This is a genomic window from Aeromonas sp. DNRA1 (assembly GCF_963888745.1).
In the GTDB taxonomy this organism is placed as follows: domain Bacteria; phylum Pseudomonadota; class Gammaproteobacteria; order Enterobacterales; family Aeromonadaceae; genus Aeromonas; species Aeromonas hydrophila.
In genome coordinates this window covers 50,569-68,084 of record NZ_CAWPKQ010000010.1, presented here as the reverse complement: position 1 = coordinate 68,084, position 17,516 = coordinate 50,569, and the positions used below count along the sequence as shown (strand labels likewise).

The 17,516-nt window shown below is 59.9% G+C and carries 14 protein-coding genes; 6 read left to right on the top strand and 8 right to left on the bottom strand.

What is annotated here, in order from left to right; translation table 11 throughout:
• Positions 1 to 21 precede the first annotated feature (21 nt).
• The 4 genes from AACQ43_RS21385 to AACQ43_RS21370 all read right to left on the bottom strand — a co-directional run bounded on the left by AACQ43_RS21385 (position 22) and on the right by AACQ43_RS21370 (position 6,490).
• On the bottom strand, positions 22 to 633 hold the full coding sequence (locus AACQ43_RS21385) for an OmpW family outer membrane protein (RefSeq protein ID WP_011707635.1): 612 nt from the start codon (positions 631 to 633) through the stop codon (positions 22 to 24).
• 446 nt (positions 634 to 1,079) lie between these two features.
• Positions 1,080 to 2,765, bottom strand: a complete 1,686-nt coding sequence (locus AACQ43_RS21380; protein ID WP_168968642.1) for a diguanylate cyclase — start codon at positions 2,763 to 2,765, stop codon at positions 1,080 to 1,082.
• Positions 2,766 to 2,906: 141 nt separating this feature from the next.
• Positions 2,907 to 5,735: an excinuclease ABC subunit UvrA gene (uvrA, locus tag AACQ43_RS21375; RefSeq protein ID WP_168968641.1), complete on the bottom strand. Its 2,829-nt coding sequence runs from the start codon at positions 5,733 to 5,735 to the stop codon at positions 2,907 to 2,909.
• 95 nt (positions 5,736 to 5,830) lie between these two features.
• A complete protein-coding gene (locus tag AACQ43_RS21370) occupies positions 5,831 to 6,490 on the bottom strand; it encodes a LuxR C-terminal-related transcriptional regulator (protein WP_113995415.1) in 660 nt (219 codons plus the stop codon).
• A 522-nt stretch (positions 6,491 to 7,012) separates the two neighbouring features.
• Between AACQ43_RS21370 and AACQ43_RS21365 the strand changes: the two genes are divergently transcribed.
• Positions 7,013 to 7,591 carry a single-stranded DNA-binding protein gene (locus tag AACQ43_RS21365; protein WP_011707639.1) on the top strand — a complete coding sequence of 193 codons (579 nt, stop codon included), beginning with the start codon at positions 7,013 to 7,015 and terminating at the stop codon, positions 7,589 to 7,591.
• Positions 7,592 to 7,758: 167 nt separating this feature from the next.
• Positions 7,759 to 8,517: a substrate-binding periplasmic protein gene (locus AACQ43_RS21360; RefSeq protein WP_168968640.1), complete on the top strand. Its 759-nt coding sequence runs from the start codon at positions 7,759 to 7,761 to the stop codon at positions 8,515 to 8,517.
• Positions 8,518 to 8,597: 80 nt separating this feature from the next.
• Here AACQ43_RS21360 and AACQ43_RS21355 read toward each other — a convergent pair whose 3' ends face one another.
• Positions 8,598 to 8,720 carry a hypothetical protein gene (locus tag AACQ43_RS21355; RefSeq protein ID WP_011707641.1) on the bottom strand — a complete coding sequence of 41 codons (123 nt, stop codon included), beginning with the start codon at positions 8,718 to 8,720 and terminating at the stop codon, positions 8,598 to 8,600.
• A 453-nt stretch (positions 8,721 to 9,173) separates the two neighbouring features.
• Between AACQ43_RS21355 and AACQ43_RS21350 the strand changes: the two genes are divergently transcribed.
• The 4 genes from AACQ43_RS21350 (at position 9,174) to AACQ43_RS21335 (ending at position 13,437) form a co-directional block, all read left to right on the top strand.
• Positions 9,174 to 10,052, top strand: coding sequence for a cation diffusion facilitator family transporter (locus tag AACQ43_RS21350; RefSeq protein ID WP_168968639.1), 879 nt, complete (start codon positions 9,174 to 9,176; stop codon positions 10,050 to 10,052).
• 149 nt (positions 10,053 to 10,201) lie between these two features.
• Positions 10,202 to 10,486, top strand: a complete 285-nt coding sequence (locus AACQ43_RS21345) for a DUF3811 domain-containing protein (protein ID WP_024946369.1) — start codon at positions 10,202 to 10,204, stop codon at positions 10,484 to 10,486.
• A gap of 399 nt (positions 10,487 to 10,885) precedes the next feature.
• Positions 10,886 to 11,098, top strand: coding sequence for a transcription antiterminator/RNA stability regulator CspE (gene cspE, locus AACQ43_RS21340; protein WP_011707644.1), 213 nt, complete (start codon positions 10,886 to 10,888; stop codon positions 11,096 to 11,098).
• Positions 11,099 to 11,490: 392 nt separating this feature from the next.
• On the top strand, positions 11,491 to 13,437 hold the full coding sequence (locus AACQ43_RS21335) for a ligand-gated channel protein (RefSeq protein WP_168968650.1): 1,947 nt from the start codon (positions 11,491 to 11,493) through the stop codon (positions 13,435 to 13,437).
• Positions 13,438 to 13,471: 34 nt separating this feature from the next.
• Here AACQ43_RS21335 and AACQ43_RS21330 read toward each other — a convergent pair whose 3' ends face one another.
• The 3 genes from AACQ43_RS21330 to AACQ43_RS21320 form a co-directional block, all read right to left on the bottom strand.
• Entirely contained in the window at positions 13,472 to 14,959 is a 1,488-nt protein-coding gene (locus tag AACQ43_RS21330; protein ID WP_202012588.1) for a transporter substrate-binding domain-containing diguanylate cyclase, read from the bottom strand.
• A gap of 102 nt (positions 14,960 to 15,061) precedes the next feature.
• Positions 15,062 to 16,453, bottom strand: a complete 1,392-nt coding sequence (locus AACQ43_RS21325; protein ID WP_146061143.1) for an ATP-binding protein — start codon at positions 16,451 to 16,453, stop codon at positions 15,062 to 15,064.
• A gap of 4 nt (positions 16,454 to 16,457) precedes the next feature.
• Complete coding sequence (locus tag AACQ43_RS21320; protein WP_011707648.1) at positions 16,458 to 17,180, bottom strand: response regulator; 723 nt, start codon at positions 17,178 to 17,180, stop codon at positions 16,458 to 16,460.
• Between the last annotated feature and the right edge of the window lie 336 nt (positions 17,181 to 17,516).

Here is a 17,516-nt window from a genome sequence, read left to right as displayed (position 1 = left end):
GAGGGCCAACCCTGTGTCCTATCAGAAGCGATAGCCGACACCAAACATGAATGCCATGGGATCGATGGAGGTATTGATGGTCCCCACGGCGGTGTGCACGTCGGTATCGATATCCATGATCCAGGCAGAGGCGTTGACGAACCAGCGATCATTGATCGCCATGTCCAGGCCGACCTGACCGGCCATGCCCCAGGAGGAGTCCACGCTCACGTCGGTGCCATCCAGCGCGCCGCGGCCCTGCTCATCGAAGAAGGTGGTGTAGTTGATGCCGGCGCCGATATAGGGGCGTACCTTGCTGTTGGCATCACCGAAGTAGTACTGCGCCATCAGGGTCGGCGGCAGGTGCTTGACCTTGGCCACTTCACCCAGGCCGGCGGTGGACACCGAGTGGGAGAAGGGCGTGGCTGCCAGCAGCTCGACACCCCAGTTGTCAGTGATCAGATAAGAGAGCGTCAGACCCAACTGCATATTGCTGTCGATTTCCAGCTCGCCGGTACCCAGTACGTTGTCACTGCTCGTTTGCGGAGAAACAAAGGCCAGACCACCACGCACCAGAATATCACCGGCCTGGTGGGCCATGGCGACGGGAGAAGCGAGAGCGGCCGCGATCATCAGAGGAAGGATCTTTTTCATCACGTTTTCCTTTTAGTTTTCGTTTTATATGTTGCAAGCCTGAAAACTATAAAGGGATGTGAATGCAGAGTTATTGATTTAGCTCAAACGTTACCAAGAAATAGATAGATGTGTACAGCAGCTTAAACACCTCTATGCATGGCTTGAAACCGGTAAAATAAACAATAAAAACATATTGATACGCCAATTTAAAAGCAAAAGACACACATTAAGAAATAATTTAAATGCATCTTACTGAGGCTTTAAACGGCTAAAAACGGTTGTTTCACTCGCTCAACCAGAGTATTTTTGCGAGCCATGTAGCCGGGCTGTAAGAAATTCTTTATGAAACCACAAACCAGAAGGGACAAAATAGTAGCCATACTGGCGGCCATCTGGGGTATTGGCTCCTTCCTGTTTATTTTATTGGGATTCGTTCTCGGCATGGCGCTATTAATTCTGACCCACTAGGCCGACTGGCTGGTGTGAGACGTCTGACACCGCAGCCACTCGCCTGCCACAATCTGCTCCGGGTCCAAATCCCACTGCGCCGGCCCCAGTTCCCCACTGTATCCGCGCCAGCGATTCCTGCCCTCCTGCTTGGCCCGGTAAAGCGCCATGTCTGCCAGTTTGAAGCTCAGGTTCCAGAACGAATCCTCCAGCTCCCGATGCAGGGGGTAATCGCAGAATCCCAGTGAAACCGTCATCCAGAGCGGCAACTCTTCACGTCCGAACCGGCAGTCGGCAATCTTGCGGCGCAGACGCTCGACCCGCTGGGCAACCCGTGTCGGCTCATCTCCCGTCAGCAGCAGCAAAAACTCCTCGCCACCCAGCCGGATCAGCGGCTCCTCCTCAGCGAGAGCCCCCCGCAACAACTCCGCCAGCTGGCATAACAGCAGATCGCCGATGTCGTGGCCGAAGCGATCGTTGACCTGCTTGAAGTGATCCAGATCCAGGATCAGCAACACCCTGCCTGCCGCCAGATCATCGCCATTGAGCAACCATTCATCGAGGTAGCGCCGGTTGAAGGCGTGGGTCAGCGGATCCGTATAGGCGGCGGTCTCCATCCGGGATGAATAAGCCTGCAAGGCGCTGTGATGCAAGCTGATCCTGGCCGCCATCTCCCGGAACTTGCGACTGAGCAGCGCCATCTCCTGACTGCTGTCGATGATCGGCAACACGTTCACGTCCTGCTTTTCGGCAAACTTGTGCAGCGCCCCCACCAGCTCGCCGATCGGCCCAAGCACAATGGCGCGCAAGCGGGCCAGCGCCATCAGAATACAGGCGAAGCTAATCAGCAGCATGCCGATGAAGGTCCAGATAGCCCCCTCCATCGCCCCCTGCAGCACGTCACGCTCCTCTTCCACAATCAGGGTCAAGACGGGTGTACCGTCGTTGTCGAGCAAAAGTCCCTCCCCCCTGACGCGCTGCAACCCCAGATCCACCAACCGGTAGCTCATGTATGGCTTGAACGGCTTGAAAGAGCCCTGGTGCTCGCCAGTTCTGGGTTGGGCAATGGTCAAGGCGAGTGCGGTCCGCGCCGCCAGATCGTTCAGATAGCGCTCATCCAGCCAACGGGTCGCCAGCAGATAGCCATTGGGTTTGGCATCGCCGAGGGTATTGGTCACCGGCTGCAGCGAGAAGATGAGCGGTCCCCATAACGAGCTTCTCACCCCGCTCAGACTATGGATCCCCCCCTGCCGCGATTCACGCAGCAGTTGCAGCTTGAGGTCATCCAGAAAGAAGGGAAGCAAGGTGGTGTCCGTATCAGGCGCCTCCGGCAGCAGGGTGCGGGTCCAGATTTCAGAGCCCTGCAAATCCATATAACTCAGCACGTTGAGCTCAAAGTCCCGCATTGGCGTGTCGACTAGCAGATTGGAGTGGATGTAGCCCTGATTGGGCCTGGCCAGGAAGTGGTAGCTCTCGTCCCAGATCCCCCAATCCCGAGTGAAGGCATTGATAGCATTGATGTCGCCCTGCACAGCCCTGACCACCCGTTGCAGATGATCCTGCATCCGCCGCTCCTCGACCCGCTGCGCCGCCGGCACCTGGGCCAACGCGATCACGATGAGCAGCATCAGGATGGCGCCGGCCCAGATGGGGAACATGGAGTAGGCCAGCAAATGATCGATGGAGCGGGACGGTTGAGCCATGGACGCCAATATCCTTTGGATGGCAATGCGAAACGGGAAGGGTCTTGCCCCAAGTATGGAGTATCGGCCCGTCTGGACGGTCACTGAATTACCACAATAAAAACAAGGGGCCCAGGGCCCCTTGTCACATTATTGAACGGATTATCGTGCCAGCAGCGGCGCCAGGAAGCGGGCCGTATGGGAGTCCTCGCAACGGCTGATCTGCTCCGGCGTCCCCGTCACCAGAATGCGGCCACCGCCGGCGCCCCCCTCCGGACCCAGGTCAACGATCCAGTCGGCAGTTTTGATGACGTCCAGATTGTGCTCGATGATGACGATGGTGTTGCCGCGATCCCGCAACTGGTGCAACACCTTGAGCAGCTGCTGGATATCGTGGAAGTGCAACCCGGTGGTCGGCTCGTCCAGAATATAGAGGGTCTGACCGGTATCCCGCTTGGAGAGCTCCCGCGCCAGCTTGACCCGCTGCGCCTCACCGCCAGACAAGGTAGTGGCCGACTGACCGAGGCGGATATAGGAGAGGCCCACATCCATCAAGGTCTGCAGCTTGCGCGCCACCGCCGGCACCGGATCGAAGAACTCGCGGGCATCTTCCACCGTCATCTCGAGGATTTCGTGGATGTTTTTGCCCTTGTACTTCACCTCCAGGGTCTCGCGGTTGTAGCGCTTGCCCTTGCAGACGTCGCACGGCACGTAGACGTCCGGCAGGAAGTGCATCTCCACCTTGATGACCCCATCCCCCTGGCACGCCTCGCAGCGCCCTCCCTTCACGTTGAAGGAGAAGCGGCCCGGCTGGTAACCGCGCGAGCGCGCCTCCTGGGTGCCGGAGAGCAGTTCACGGATCGGGGTAAACAGGCCGGTGTAGGTCGCAGGGTTGGAGCGCGGGGTTCGACCGATGGGGCTCTGGTCGATGTCCACCACCTTGTCCAGATGCTCCAACCCCTCCACGCTGCGATAAGGCGCCGGGGTGGATTCGGTCGCCTTGTTGAGCTCGCGGTGAGCGATGCGGAACAGAGTGTCGTTGATCAGGGTCGACTTGCCGGAGCCGGAGACGCCGGTGACACAAGTCATCACCCCGATGGGCAGATCCAGGTTGACGTTGCGCAGGTTGTTGCCGCTCGCCCCCTTGAGCTTCAGCCACTTGCCGGTAAGCGGAGTCCGCTCGGCAGGAATGGCGATCTGCTTGCGGCCAGAGAGGTAGTCACCGGTGAGTGACTCTAGATTATTGATGATCTCCTCCGGCGTGCCCTGGGCGACGATGGCCCCGCCGTGCACCCCGGCTCCCGGGCCGATGTCGAGCACATGGTCGGCGAGGCGGATGGCGTCCTCGTCGTGCTCCACCACGATCACTGTGTTACCGAGATCGCGCAGATGGGTGAGGGTCTTGAGCAGCCGCTCGTTGTCGCGCTGGTGCAGGCCGATGGAGGGCTCATCGAGTACATACATCACCCCCACCAGACCGGCACCAATCTGGCTGGCCAGCCGGATCCGCTGCGCCTCACCGCCGGAGAGGGTCTCGGCACTGCGCGACAGGCTCAGGTAGTTGAGACCGACGTTTACCAGGAAGCCGAGCCGCTCGACGATCTCTTTGAGGATCTTCTCGGCGATCTGGGCGCGTTGGCCGGTCAGATTCAACCCTTCGAAGAAGGCCAGCGCATCACCGATGGACTGCTCGGCGATGGCCGGCAGGTTACGGTTGTCGACGAAGACATGGCGCGCCTCCTCCCGCAGCCGGCTGCCACCGCAGCTGGTACAAGACTTGTTGGCGATATATTTGGAGAGCTCTTCGCGCACCGAGTTGGACTCGGTTTCCCGGTAGCGCCGCTCCATGTTGTGCAGGATCCCCTCGAACGGGTGCTTGCGCACCACCACGTCACCGCGATCGTTCATATAACGGAACTCGATCTCGGTGCGACCGGAGCCGCGCAGGATCACCTCCTGAGTCTTCAGCGGCAGATCCTCCCACGGCGTCTCCAGATCGAACTTGTAGTGCTCGGAGAGGGATTTGAGCATCTGGAAGTAGTAGAAGCTGCGCTTGTCCCAGCCGCGGATGGCGCCGTTGGCCAGACTGATGGCCGGATCGCCGATCACCTTGGCCGGATCGAAATATTGCTGCACGCCGAGACCGTCGCAAGTCGGGCAGGCACCGGCCGGGTTGTTGAAGGAGAAGATGCGCGGCTCCAGCTCCGACATGGAGTAGCCGCACTCCGGGCAGGCGAAGTTGGCGGAGAAGGTCATGGGGGCAACCCCCTCCTCGCCATCCATCGGCATCACCAGCACTATGCCGCCGGAGAGGGTCAGCGCCGTTTCGAACGACTCGGCCAGACGCAGCGCCAGGTCATCGCGCACCTTGAAGCGGTCCACCACCACCTCGATGGTGTGCTTCTTGTGCAACTCCAGAGTCGGCGGGTCGGAGAGATCGCACACCTCGCCGTCGATACGGGCACGGATGTAACCCTGGGCCGCCAGATTTTCCAGCAGCTTGGTGTGTTCCCCCTTGCGATCGCGCACCACCGGGGCCAGCAACATCAGCTTGCTCCCCTCCGGCTGAGCCAGCACCTGATCCACCATCTGGCTGATGGTCTGGGCGGCGAGCGGGATGGCGTGAGTCGGGCAGCGTGGCTCACCGACCCGAGCGAACAACAGACGCAGGTAGTCGTAGATTTCGGTGATGGTGCCGACGGTCGAGCGCGGGTTATGGGAAGTGGACTTCTGCTCGATGGAAATGGCGGGCGAGAGCCCCTCGATATGGTCGACGTCCGGCTTCTCCATCAGGGAGAGGAACTGGCGGGCATAGGCAGAGAGTGACTCCACATAGCGGCGCTGCCCCTCGGCATAGAGGGTATCGAACGCCAGAGAGGATTTGCCCGAACCGGAGAGGCCGGTGACCACGATCAGCTTGTCGCGGGGCAGGGTCAGATTGATGTTCTTGAGGTTGTGGGTGCGAGCACCCCGGACCACGATCTTTTCCATCTTGTTGCACGCTCGATACGGAAACCTGAGCGAGTCAGTATGGCATAGAGACTACTGGATGAATAGACAGGTTTTATCCATCATCCCCATCGATTTCAGAGATACTCCTTGGCCCAGCTCACCGCCTGCAGGCGGTTCTTCACGTTCAATTTCTTGAAGACATTGTAGAGGTGGGACTTGATGGTGTGCTCGCTCACGAACAGGCTGTCGGCGATCTCGGTATTGGAGGCACCCGTCATCAGGTAGCGGATGATCTCCTGCTCGCGCACGGTCAGCAGCGTCTGGTTGCGCAGGTGGTTTTCCCCGCCCTTGCGGTAGTAGTTGACCAGATCGCACAGCAGATGGCGCGGGATCCAGTACTCCCCCTCCAGCACCTTGCGAATACCAAGCACCAAGCGATCCAGCGGATCCTGACAGAAGAAGAGCCCGCTGGTATGGGGCCACATCAGCAGCAGCTCCCGATCCGTACTGGTGGGGGCATTGAGCAGTACGGTATTGGCTTCCCCGAAGCGGCTGGAGATCTCCCGTGGCCACCCCGTTTGCTGGCTCGACTTGAGGTAATCCAGATCCACCAGAAACAACGGATGCGGCTCGAGTTCATCCGCTTGAGGCAGGGCTTCCAGTGCACTCACCAGCAGGATGGGCAGAGCCAGCTGTTCGGCCAGGTAGCTCTGAAAGCTGGTCGCCTGCGCATTGTCTTCGGTTACCAATACGATGGGATATGGGGTGATCATGAAGCGCTGGTCCTTGAACATTCCGGCCATGGTGTTTTTTGGCAGCAGAGAGTACCAAGCCCCCCGCAGGCTGCAGCATTAAAAAAGTATTAGACGCCGATGCGCTCCCTTTGAAACTCACCAATTTTCCAAGCAATACAAATAACTAGCCGAGCCCCCCCATTTGGGTGAAATACTGGCACCTGGCCGGACAGGGGCTGTCACACCGGTCTTTGGCCCCCTTCTCGCCTCGACCGTTCGATGATATGACTCCCCGTTGCTGTTCACTTGCTGGCCAAGGCCGGCCTCGTGTAAGTTAATCCTTCGTTCGGTGGACATGGGATGGAGCGTCAGGAAGATGTGCGCTCTTTCTCCCCAACTGTTACTATTGCGGGCAAAATCTGAAAACGGGGAAGTGGCCAACTGGCGCGCTGAACCGGACACAGTCATCACATGAGTGGCGGGGCCGCCCAGCAGCGTCGCCTATCTCACAGAAAACAAACGATATGTTGAATTGGCCCGGGCATATGGCCCGGCCGGTATATAAAGGGTGGAAGAGAGATTATGGCCAGTCGAGGCATCAATAAAGTCATTCTGATCGGTAACCTGGGGCAAGACCCGGAAGTGCGCTACATGCCGAGCGGCGGTGCCGTGACCAATATCACCCTGGCCACCTCCGACACCTGGCGCGACAAGCAGACCGGTGAGCAGAAAGAGCGCACCGAGTGGCACCGCGTCGTCTTCATGGGCAAGCTGGCTGAAGTGGCCGGCGAATACCTGAAGAAAGGCTCCCAAGTCTATGTTGAAGGCAAGCTGCAGACCCGCAAGTGGCAGGATCAAAGCGGCCAGGAGCGTTACACCACCGAAGTGCTGGTCGATGGCTTCAGCGGCGTGATGCAGATGCTGGGTGGCCGTCCGCAAGGCGGCGCCGGCCAGGGCATGGGTGGCCAGTCTCAGGGCAACTGGGGTCAGCAGCAGGGCATGCAGTCCCAGCAGCCGATGAACCAGGCGCGTCCCGCCCAGGCTCCGCAGCAGAATATGCAGCAACAGGGCGGCTATGCTCGTCCGGCCCAGCAGCCGCAGTCTGCACCGCCGGTGTACAATGAGCCGCCGATGGACTTCGACGACGACATTCCGTTCTAGGCAACGTCAAATCCCGGAGGCCCTGTTCATGCAGGGCCTTTTTTTGCCTGTTATTGACGCAGACGTGGCACGCGATCGAGCCTCCTGGCCGGTCTTGCCAGCCATACGTCCCCATATCATTCGCCTTGGGATTATGATCGGGGCAGTCCAGTTGCCAGAGAGAACGCATGGGGTCTTGGTATCGAATCTTTTTGTGCGTGGCGGCTTGCGCCACCCTGTTGCTGCCATCCTTGCTGCTGGCCGGCGAGCCATTGCGAGTGGGGGTCAGTTTCGCCATCCCGCCCTATGTGATCGAGGAAGAGGGTCGCGGGATCGAGCTCGATCTGATGAGAGAGGCCTTTCGGGACAGCGGGTATGAGCCTCAATTCGAATATCTGCCGCTGGAACGCACCTTCCGCATGCTGGAGTCCGGCAAGCTCGATGCCATCATCAACGTCAAACCCGGCATGTTGCACGGCGTCTTCCTGTCGCAGCCGGTGATCGCCTTCCACAACCGGGTGTTCACCCTCGGCAAAACCCACATCAGCACCCAGGACGACATGAAGACACTGAGGGTGAGTGCCTTCCAGCGGGCCCGTCAGGTGCTGGGAGGTGCCTTTGCCAGCATGGCTGACCAGAATCCCCGTTACGAAGAGGTCGCCAAGCAGCAGGGACAGGTGCACAGGTTGATGCTGGGGCGGGTGGATGCGGTGATCCTGGAACAGCGGGTTTTCTATTACTATCTGGCACAGCTGGCCAACAGCAAATATGGTGCCGAGCTCTATGCCCCCGACCGGGTCCGGCAATACGATCTGTTTGCGCCGACTCACTACCATTTTGCCTTTCGCCAGGCGGCGCAGCAGCGCTGGTTCGATCGCCGGCTCGATGCCATGCGGGCCGATGGCCGTTATCAGCAAATATTTGCCCGCTACGGGGCCACTCCCTGAGCCTCCTGAAAACATAAAAGCCAGCCCGAAAAGGCTGGCTTTTTGTTACTGGCTCCAAAGGAACTACAGCATGGGGAGCGTTACTTCATCGCGCCGCCATTTTTCAGATCTGCTTTCTGACGTTTGGCTTCGCGCTTCTCTTTCAGTGACATCTGCGGTTTTTTCTTGGCATCTTTGCCGTTGTGATGTTCTTTGTTACTCATCATCAAACTCCAAAAATGTTACCCAGACAGTTGGAACCCAGGTTCCAGCATGCCATCCGAATCGTAGACTACAGTACGCTTTCAGTGACGATCCTGCGATCGCACTCAGTCCAGCATACCCCTAATCTTGCGCAAGAATCCACCCTCATCCCGTCCCCCAGTGGCAGCAGGCGTTCACCGGTTTCCGCTGACCCGCTCCGGGCGGGGAATGAACGGCCGGAGAAGCGATATATTCCTTATAAAATAACGCCAAACAGATTTATTTCATGGCGGTATGAAATAAACCGCTGAATACCAAAATGAAATCTCTTTAAATAATGACAGATAATTTAGATAAGCATTCTCACTATCGCCAGAAACAAAAACTTACAACCCAAAGCAGCGCCACCCTGGACAAGCTGATATTATCCAGCCCTATTTGTGAAAATATTCCAGCGAGAATAAGGACGTCCCATGACCAGAAAAACCAGAGCGGCCTTGGTCTCAGTTTGCTCCAATATCACCTTGATTATCATGAAGATATTAGCCGGCATACTGAGCGGGTCCGTCAGTATTATTTCCGAAGCCATTCACTCGGCCATGGACCTGGTGGCAGCATTGATCGCGCTGGTGGCCGTACGCAAATCGGATATTCCCCCCGACCAACGCCACCCCTATGGTCATGACAAAATTGAAAATGTCTCCGGCGTGATCGAAGCGCTGCTGATCCTGCTGGCAGCCGGCTGGATAATATTCGAGGCCGTCAGCAAATTGATCACGCCAACCCCGATCGAGGGGGCGGGGCTCGGTGTGCTGGTCATGCTGTTCTCGGCGCTGGTCAACAGCGGCGTCTCCGCCTACCTCTACCGGGTGGCCAAGGAGGAAGAGTCCGTTGCCCTGGCCGCCGATGCGCTGCATCTGAAGGCTGACGTCCTGACCTCGCTCGGGGTCGCCGTCGGCCTGCTCGGTATCTGGCTCGCCGCCAGGCTGGACTACAACCTCTATCTGCTTGACCCCATTGTTGCCATCTGTGTCGCCCTGTTCATCCTCAAGGAGGCGATCGCCATGCTGAAGCAGGCCTTCCAACCCCTGCTGGACCACAGCATGAACGAGGAAGAGCTGGCCATCACCACCAGAGTGATAGAGGAGTGCTGCCCGGAGCATGGCGGTTTTCATGACCTGCGCAGCCGCCAGGCCGGGCGCCGCCGTCACATCGACTTCCACCTGACCTTGCCAAAAGAGATGAGCATCGAGCACTCCCACGCCATCTGCGATCGGATAGAGCAGGGCATCATGCGACATCTGCCCCATGCCGTCGTGCTGATCCATGTTGAACCGAGCGGGCATGGTTAACGGCGATGGGCCGTGCAAGAGGAATACGACGGACCATTCCCTTCGGCAACGACCATCAGGTAGGCCGGTATTCGAAAACGGCGTCGATTGTGCAATAAACGGCCGGCAGGTGTGGTAGGGTGGACTATTCCCGCCATCAGGAGCACGCCGTGAAGAAGTTGGAAATGAAGGACCTCACCGACGCCGAAAAGGCCGAGATCACCCTGCTGCTCCAAAAAGCGCAGGCCAATGCAGATCATCAATTGAGCAATGCCGAGCGTAACCGCATCCGCGAGGAAGGCAGACTCAAGATAGTCGCAGACCGTGCTGCCGCCGCCAAAGTGGCCGCCAAACTGGCACGGGAAAAGGCCAAGGAGCGTGCCAGCAAGCAGGTGTTACCAGAGACATTCAGCTGGGTGGACTCCGTCAGCAACAAGTTTCGTAGCAAACGCTGACGGCCAATCCTCCCGCTCAAGCGCCACCTACCTCAACCAGCCGACTCACACCATGGTGGAGAACAGCTCTCTGACATGGTGTGTCCAGCGACCTGCAACGCCGCAGGATCCTGCGCTGCAGACACCCACACCGGGAGTGGCTGCGTCGATATCCGACCACTCACAGCGAGATAAAATTTGCTTTAAGAAAATGGGCATGTTTTAATCTTTTGCGATGGTTCGGTAGTTCAGACCTGGTTATGTTAGGCAGTCATTTTAGTAAAGCAGCGATTAGTATAAGAATTATCCATGATTCTTCTTATCAAATAATTCTCCTTCTTTAGTGCTCCCCATACGTATTGCTGACGAAAAATCATAGATTGCCATTTGGCACTTTAAACACTATTTAAGGAAATTATCATGTCCAACAAAATGACTGGTACCGTCAAGTTCTTCAACGCCGAGAAAGGTTTTGGCTTCATCTCCCCGACCGACGGCAGCAAAGACGTGTTCGTTCACTTCTCCGCCATCCAGACCCCGGGCTTCAAGACTCTGGACGAAGGTCAGCGCGTTGAGTTCACCATCGAGCAAGGCCAGAAAGGCCCGGCTGCTGCTAACGTAGTAGCTCTGTAATTCAAGCCGGGGATCCGGTCCGCCTGCTCATGCCGGCTGGTACGATCCACCGCAAGAATTGAAAAAACCCGCTTCGGCGGGTTTTTTGTTGTCTGCCATTTGCCATTCCCCCTCTGCCGACCCTCTCAACCTTCTCTCTGTCCCGCCCCCGCTTCCTGTCACCTCGCCACAGTATCTGCTGGTGAGAAGATAACCGCACAATATTAATGAGATTAATTATCATTTACACATCATCCAGCGATCACTACAATGCCTGCCGACCGACTTGGTGATTATCCAATTGAACCTTTTCTGGTCATGGTTTCACGCGGGATGCGATGAGACCCCCCATCGATTCACCCAAAGGATGAATGCATCTTCTTACTAAAAGAGTTCAGGCCAACATGATAACAATGCACCGCAACAAGCTGACCACGCTCATTCTCGCCGCCCTCGCATCACACGCCTATGCCGCCGAGCAGGAGGTCATGGTCGTGACCGCCTCCGGCTTCCAGCAGAAGATCGAGGATACCGCCGCCTCCATCTCGGTGGTGACCCGCGAGCAATTGGAGAAACGCGCCTATCGCGACGTGACCGACGCCCTGAAGGATGTGCCCGGAGTGGTGATCACCGGCGGTGGCAGCAGCAGCGATATCAGCATTCGTGGCATGGGCTCCAAGTACACGCTGATGCTGGTCGACGGCAAACGGGTCGACAGCCGTGGCACCCGTCCCAACAGCGACGGCCCCGGCATCGAGCAGGGCTGGCTCCCGCCGCTGCAGGCGATCGAGCGGATCGAAGTGGTGCGCGGCCCCATGTCCTCCCGCTACGGCTCTGACGCCATGGGCGGCGTCATCAACGTCATCACCCGCAAGACCGCCAGCATGACGGCCTGGCAGGGCTCGCTGCATGCCGATTCGACCTTCCAGGAGAACAAGGAGTCCGGCGACATCTTCCAGACCAACGCCTATACCGCCGGCGCCCTGGTGGATGGACTGCTGGGGATGCGGGTGAACGGCCAGCTCTCCCACCGTGGCGAGGATCAGTTCCAGAACGGTTTCGCCGAGCAGGAGATGCGCAGCGGTACGGCCGTCTTCAGCCTGACCCCGGACGAGCACAACCGCTTCGATTTCGAGGCAAGCCGCGGCCTGCAGGATCGCAACCGCACGCCGGGTGAATCTCTCTCGGCCAAGTCAAAGCCCAGCCTGAGCACCTACGAGCGCACCAACTTCGCCATCACCCACGACGGCCGCTATGACTTCGGCTCCTCCACCAGCTACCTGCAGCGGGAAGAGAACACCAACCCCGGCCGCCAGATGAAGCTCATCAACACCATCGCCGATACTCACACCCAGTTTGAACTGGGGGATCACTATCTGAGCGTGGGTGGCCAGTACCGCTACGAGGATCTCCAGGATCAGGGCAACCAGCTCAACGTGGCCAACCGCGCCAATCAGCTGACCCGCTGGAGCTGGGCCATGTTCGTGGAAGATGAGTGGTCGCTGACCGACACCTTCGCCCTGACTGGCGGCGTGCGGATGGATCAGGACCAGAACTACGGCTCCCACTGGAGCCCGCGTCTGTACGGGGTCTGGCACCTGGCCGACTCCTGGACGCTGAAAGGGGGCGTCTCCACCGGCTATCGTTCACCGGATCTGCGCATGTCGGCCGCCAACTGGGGCCAGGCCACCGGTGGCGGCACTCAGGACGGCATGCTGGTCGGCAGCCCGGAACTGAAACCGGAAACCAGCGTGAGCCAGGAGATCGCCCTGCTGTGGGATGGTCAGCAAGGCTTGAACACAGGGCTGACCCTGTTCAATACCGACTTCGAGGACAAGATCTCCGAGATCCGCCGCTGCACCAGCAAGAACGACCCCTCCTGCACCCTGAACGGTCACACCTATGACTTCATCAGCGACCGAATCAACGTCGACAAGGCGAACATGCGCGGGGTGGAAGGCACGGCCAACTGGACCATCAATGACGCCTGGTCGCTGGCCTCCAGCTACACCTTCACCCAGTCCGAACAAAAGAGTGGTGCAATGGAAGGCAAGCCGCTGAACCAGATGCCGCGCCACATGTTCAACACCACGGTCGACTGGCAGACCACCGAAACCGTCAGCCTCTGGTCACGGGTCAACTTCCGCAGCAAGACCTCCGATTACCTGAGCCGGGTCAAGATGGCCGAGGGTACCCCCTCCTACACCTTCTTCGACACAGGTCTGGTCTACAAGGCCAACGAACATCTGGATGTCACCGCCGGTGTCTACAACCTGTTCGACAAGACAGTGGATTACTCCAGCTTCGGTACCGTGCTGGATGGTCGCCGCTACACCCTGGGCATGACCTACAACTTCTGATGACACGCCGCCGCCCGCTCTGGGCGGCGGTTTTTTATTTCCCTGCCTCGCCAGTCGCCTCTTTCACGTAGCTGGCCGCCTGCCAGGTGTTGCGCCCCTGCGATTTGGCGCCATACATCAGTCGATCCGCCTGCAACAACACCCGGCTACCTTCCGCCCCGCACCCAGCCGGTACCCACACTGCCCCCGTGCTGATGGAGATGCCGAGCGCCCCGGCGCTGGTTGGCAACTTGTGGCTATTGACCTCCCGCCCGATCCGGGCGGTCCACTGCTGCAGCGTCGCCATGTCCGCCACCAGCAGGCTGATGCAAAACTCCTCCCCACCGATGCGGGCAAACAGGGCGCTGGCGGGCAGCACCCGCTGTACCTGCGCCACCATGGCCGACAACACCTCGTCCCCGACCCCGTGGCCGAAGTGATCGTTGATCCCCTTGAAGCGATCGAGGTCAAACAGCAGCAGGCCCGAGGCCTGACCGCTGGCCAGCCGCTGCTCCAGCAGCGGCAAAAAGGCCCGCCGGTTGAGGATGCCGGTCATGGAGTCAGTGCCGGCAAGGCGCTCCAGCCTGGTGTTGGCCTGGATAAGCTCGGCGGTGCGGCTCGCCACCGCCCGCCGCAACTGGATGATGTAGGCCATCAGCACCAGACCGCCGATGGCCAGCAGCCAGGGCCAGAGATGGACCGGATAGACAGTCTCGATGTGCATCCACTTACGGATGATCCGTTCCCGATCCGCCTCGCCGATGCGGGAGAAGCCCTGCTCCAGCTCATTCAGCAGTGCCTGGTTGCCCTTGGCGACGGCGAAACGGATCTCGTCGCTGTAGAGGTGGCGTACCGGGATGAAGCGGGTGGGATCCGCCGAGGTATAGATGTAGAAGTTGGCCACCTGCAGATCGGCGATGAAGGCATCCAGCTCGCCGCTGAAGGCTGCGCGCAGCATGGCATCGTTGTCATCAAAGGTACGCAGCCGGGTATTCGGGAAGTACTTGTGGGCGTAGTACTCCTCGTAGCCCCCCGTCACCACCCCCACGCTCTCGTGCAGCAGGTAGTAGTTCACGTCCGAGCCGCGCAGGGAGTTGGCAAAGAAGAGCTGGGAGTCGACATGGGAGAGGGCCTGACCGTAGTCATAGACCAGATTGCGCTCCGGCGACCAGAGCAGGCCACCATGGACATCGGCCTGACCATTGCGAACCAGGTCCAGCGAGGTCTGCCAGTCCACCAGCTTGAACTGGATCGGGCGGCCGGTAACCCTGCCATATTCGCGCCACAGATCGATCAGCAGGCCATCGGGCTGACCCTCTTCATTGAGGTAGGAGAAAGGCTGCCAGGCCTTGGAGTTGGTCACGATGAGCGGCTTGGGGGGCGTATTTGCCAACACGGGCCACGCCTGCGCCAAGAGCAACAACCACACCCCGCACCAGACTCGCCACCGAAAACCAGAATCGCCCGCCATCCCTGCACCAACCTTGCTGTTTGGCCGTCTGTGCGGCCATCGATTATCGCCACCTTCAGCATAGAAGAACAAGCATGAGCGAGTATGAAATAGGCGTGATTTCAGTCAGATAAGTGCAAGATAAAAAACGGGGAGGAGGCTGGTCGCCATCCTCCCACCGAGCTTCCGCCGCTCTTACAGCGGCAGGCTGATGCGCGCTTCCAGCCCGCCCTGTTCCCGGTTTTGCAGGGTCAGCTCGCCGCCGTGCTGGTGCACCAGGGTGCGGGCGATGGCGAGCCCCAACCCCACGCTGCCAGATTCGGTATTGCGGGCCTCGTCGAGCCGCACGAACGGCTTGAATACGTCTTCCAGCCTGGCCGGATCGATGCCGGGCCCCTGATCGCAGACCCGGATCACCAGCTCGCTGTCAGTGCGCTCCAGCGACACCTCGGCGCTGCCGGCGTACTTGATGGCGTTGCCGATGAGGTTTTGCAGCACCCGCCGCAAGGTATTGGCGCGGCAGGCATAGACCTGCTTGCCTTCCGCCAGGCAGGTGACCGGCTGGCCGGTGTCGGCATAGTCGTCGCACAGGCTCTCCAGCAGGCTGACCAGATCCAGCTCCCGGGTCGCCTCCTGCAGCCCCTCCTCCCGGGCAAAGCTGAGGGTCGCCGCCAGCATCTGCTCCATCTGTTGCAGGGTCTGCTGGATCCGCTCCTTGTCCTCCCCCTCATCCAGGAACTCGGTGCGCAGCCGCAGGCTGGTGATGGGGGTACGCAGATCGTGGGAGATGGCCGCCAGCATCCGGGTGCGGTCCTGCACGAAGCGATCGAGCCGGGTGTGCATGCGGTTGAAGGCCTGGATGGATTCACGCACCTCGGTCGGCCCCTCCTCCCGCAGCGGCTCTATGTCCTCGCCACGGCCGAGCCGGTCCGCGTTGGCGGCCAGCTGCTTGAGCGGCAGGGTGGCGCGGCGGAACAACCAGATCATCAGGCCGATCACCAGGCTCGCCACCAGCATCAGGTTGAGGGTGGTCTGCCAGGACCAGCTGGCCGACTCCTTGTCCACCAGCGAGCTGAACTGCAGCCAGCCACCGCGCGGCAGCTGGATGGAGCCGTACAGCCGCATGTCCTGCGGCGGCGGCATCCCCTTGCGATCCTTCATCATCCGGCTGTGGTGCTGCCAGGCACGGCTGCGTTGGGCATCCTGTTTGAGCTCGGCGCTGATCTCCACCATCAGGGTCGAGGGGTAGCCCAGCCGGGAGCGCACCAGTTGCTCGAAGCGGGGGCTGCGGTTGTCCGGTTGCAGCGGCTCGTCGGCGATGCGCAACAGCAGGGTCTCGCTGCGGCTCGCCTTGATGATCTCGTCATAGAGGGAGGGGGGCGAGAGGGCCAGCAGCCGCACCACGGAGACGATGCGCTGCATGGCGTTGCGGCTGTTGATGTAGCCGAGCGCCTCCTCCCGATCCGTACGGTAGATCTGGATGCTGAGCAGCTGGATCAACACCAGCCCGGCCAGCGCCACCAGGATGATCTGGCCGGTCAGCCCCTTGGGCCACAGTTTCGACCAGCCACGCTTGAGAATCCCCACGGCCTTATACCTGGGTCACATCGGCGGCGAACAGGTAACCACCGCCCCAGATGGTCTTGATCAGCTCCGGGTTCTTGGGATCCCGCTCCAGCTTGCGCCGCAGCCGGCTCACCAGGGTGTCGATGGCCCGGTCGAACGCCACTGCCTCACGGCCACGGGCCAGATCCAGCAGTTGATCCCGGCTCAGCACCCGCTGCGGCCGCTCCAGAAAGACCCGCAACAGGTCGAATTCGGCGGTGGAGAGGCTCAAGCCCACCCCTTCCTCATCCACCAGCTCGCGCCGGTTGATGTCGAGCAGCCAGCGATCGAAGCGCAGATCCCGGGTCAAGGTTTCGGCCGCCGGCTGCGGCTCGACCTGGGTGCGGCGCATCACCGCCTTGATGCGGGCCAGCAGCTCGCGCGGATTGAACGGCTTGGCGAGGTAGTCGTCGGCCCCCATCTCCAGCCCTATGATGCGGTCGGTCTCCTCCCCCATGGCGGTGAGCATAATGATGGGCAGGCTGGACTTGGCCCGCAGCTCGCGGCAAAGGGTCAGGCCGTCTTCCCCCGGCATCATCAGATCCAGCACCAGCAGATCGAACTCCCGCTCCTCCAGCAGCCGCTTCATCTCCTTGCCATCCCGGGCACAACTGACCCGCAGGCCGTGCTGTTCCAGAAAACGCTTCAGCAGATCGCGGATCTCGCTGTGATCGTCGACCACCAGAATGTGGGTGCTGCTTTGGTTCATGAGGCCTCTCCTGTTAGAGCTGGCACGAGTATACGAAAATCTGCCGGGCGGTTTGTGTCAAAGTGTGCCAGATCAGCAAGATGCCACACTCTGCTACAAAAAAGCGCCCGTTCGGCAAAGTTGAGACACAAGCCGGCTGTTTACTGTGGCCATCCCATCGGTTGCAGGAGTAGACAGGCCATGCTGGCCCTCACCACCCCCTTGCTGCTGGCCTTTGCCGCCAGCGAAGCCCTTGCCAGAAAGGCGAGCGGCAGCTCACCCCAACCGGCGAGCCCCACGGACCACCAGCAGACATCCCCCGCCGACAGGGCCCCCGGCCGCGGCGACGCCAAGGGA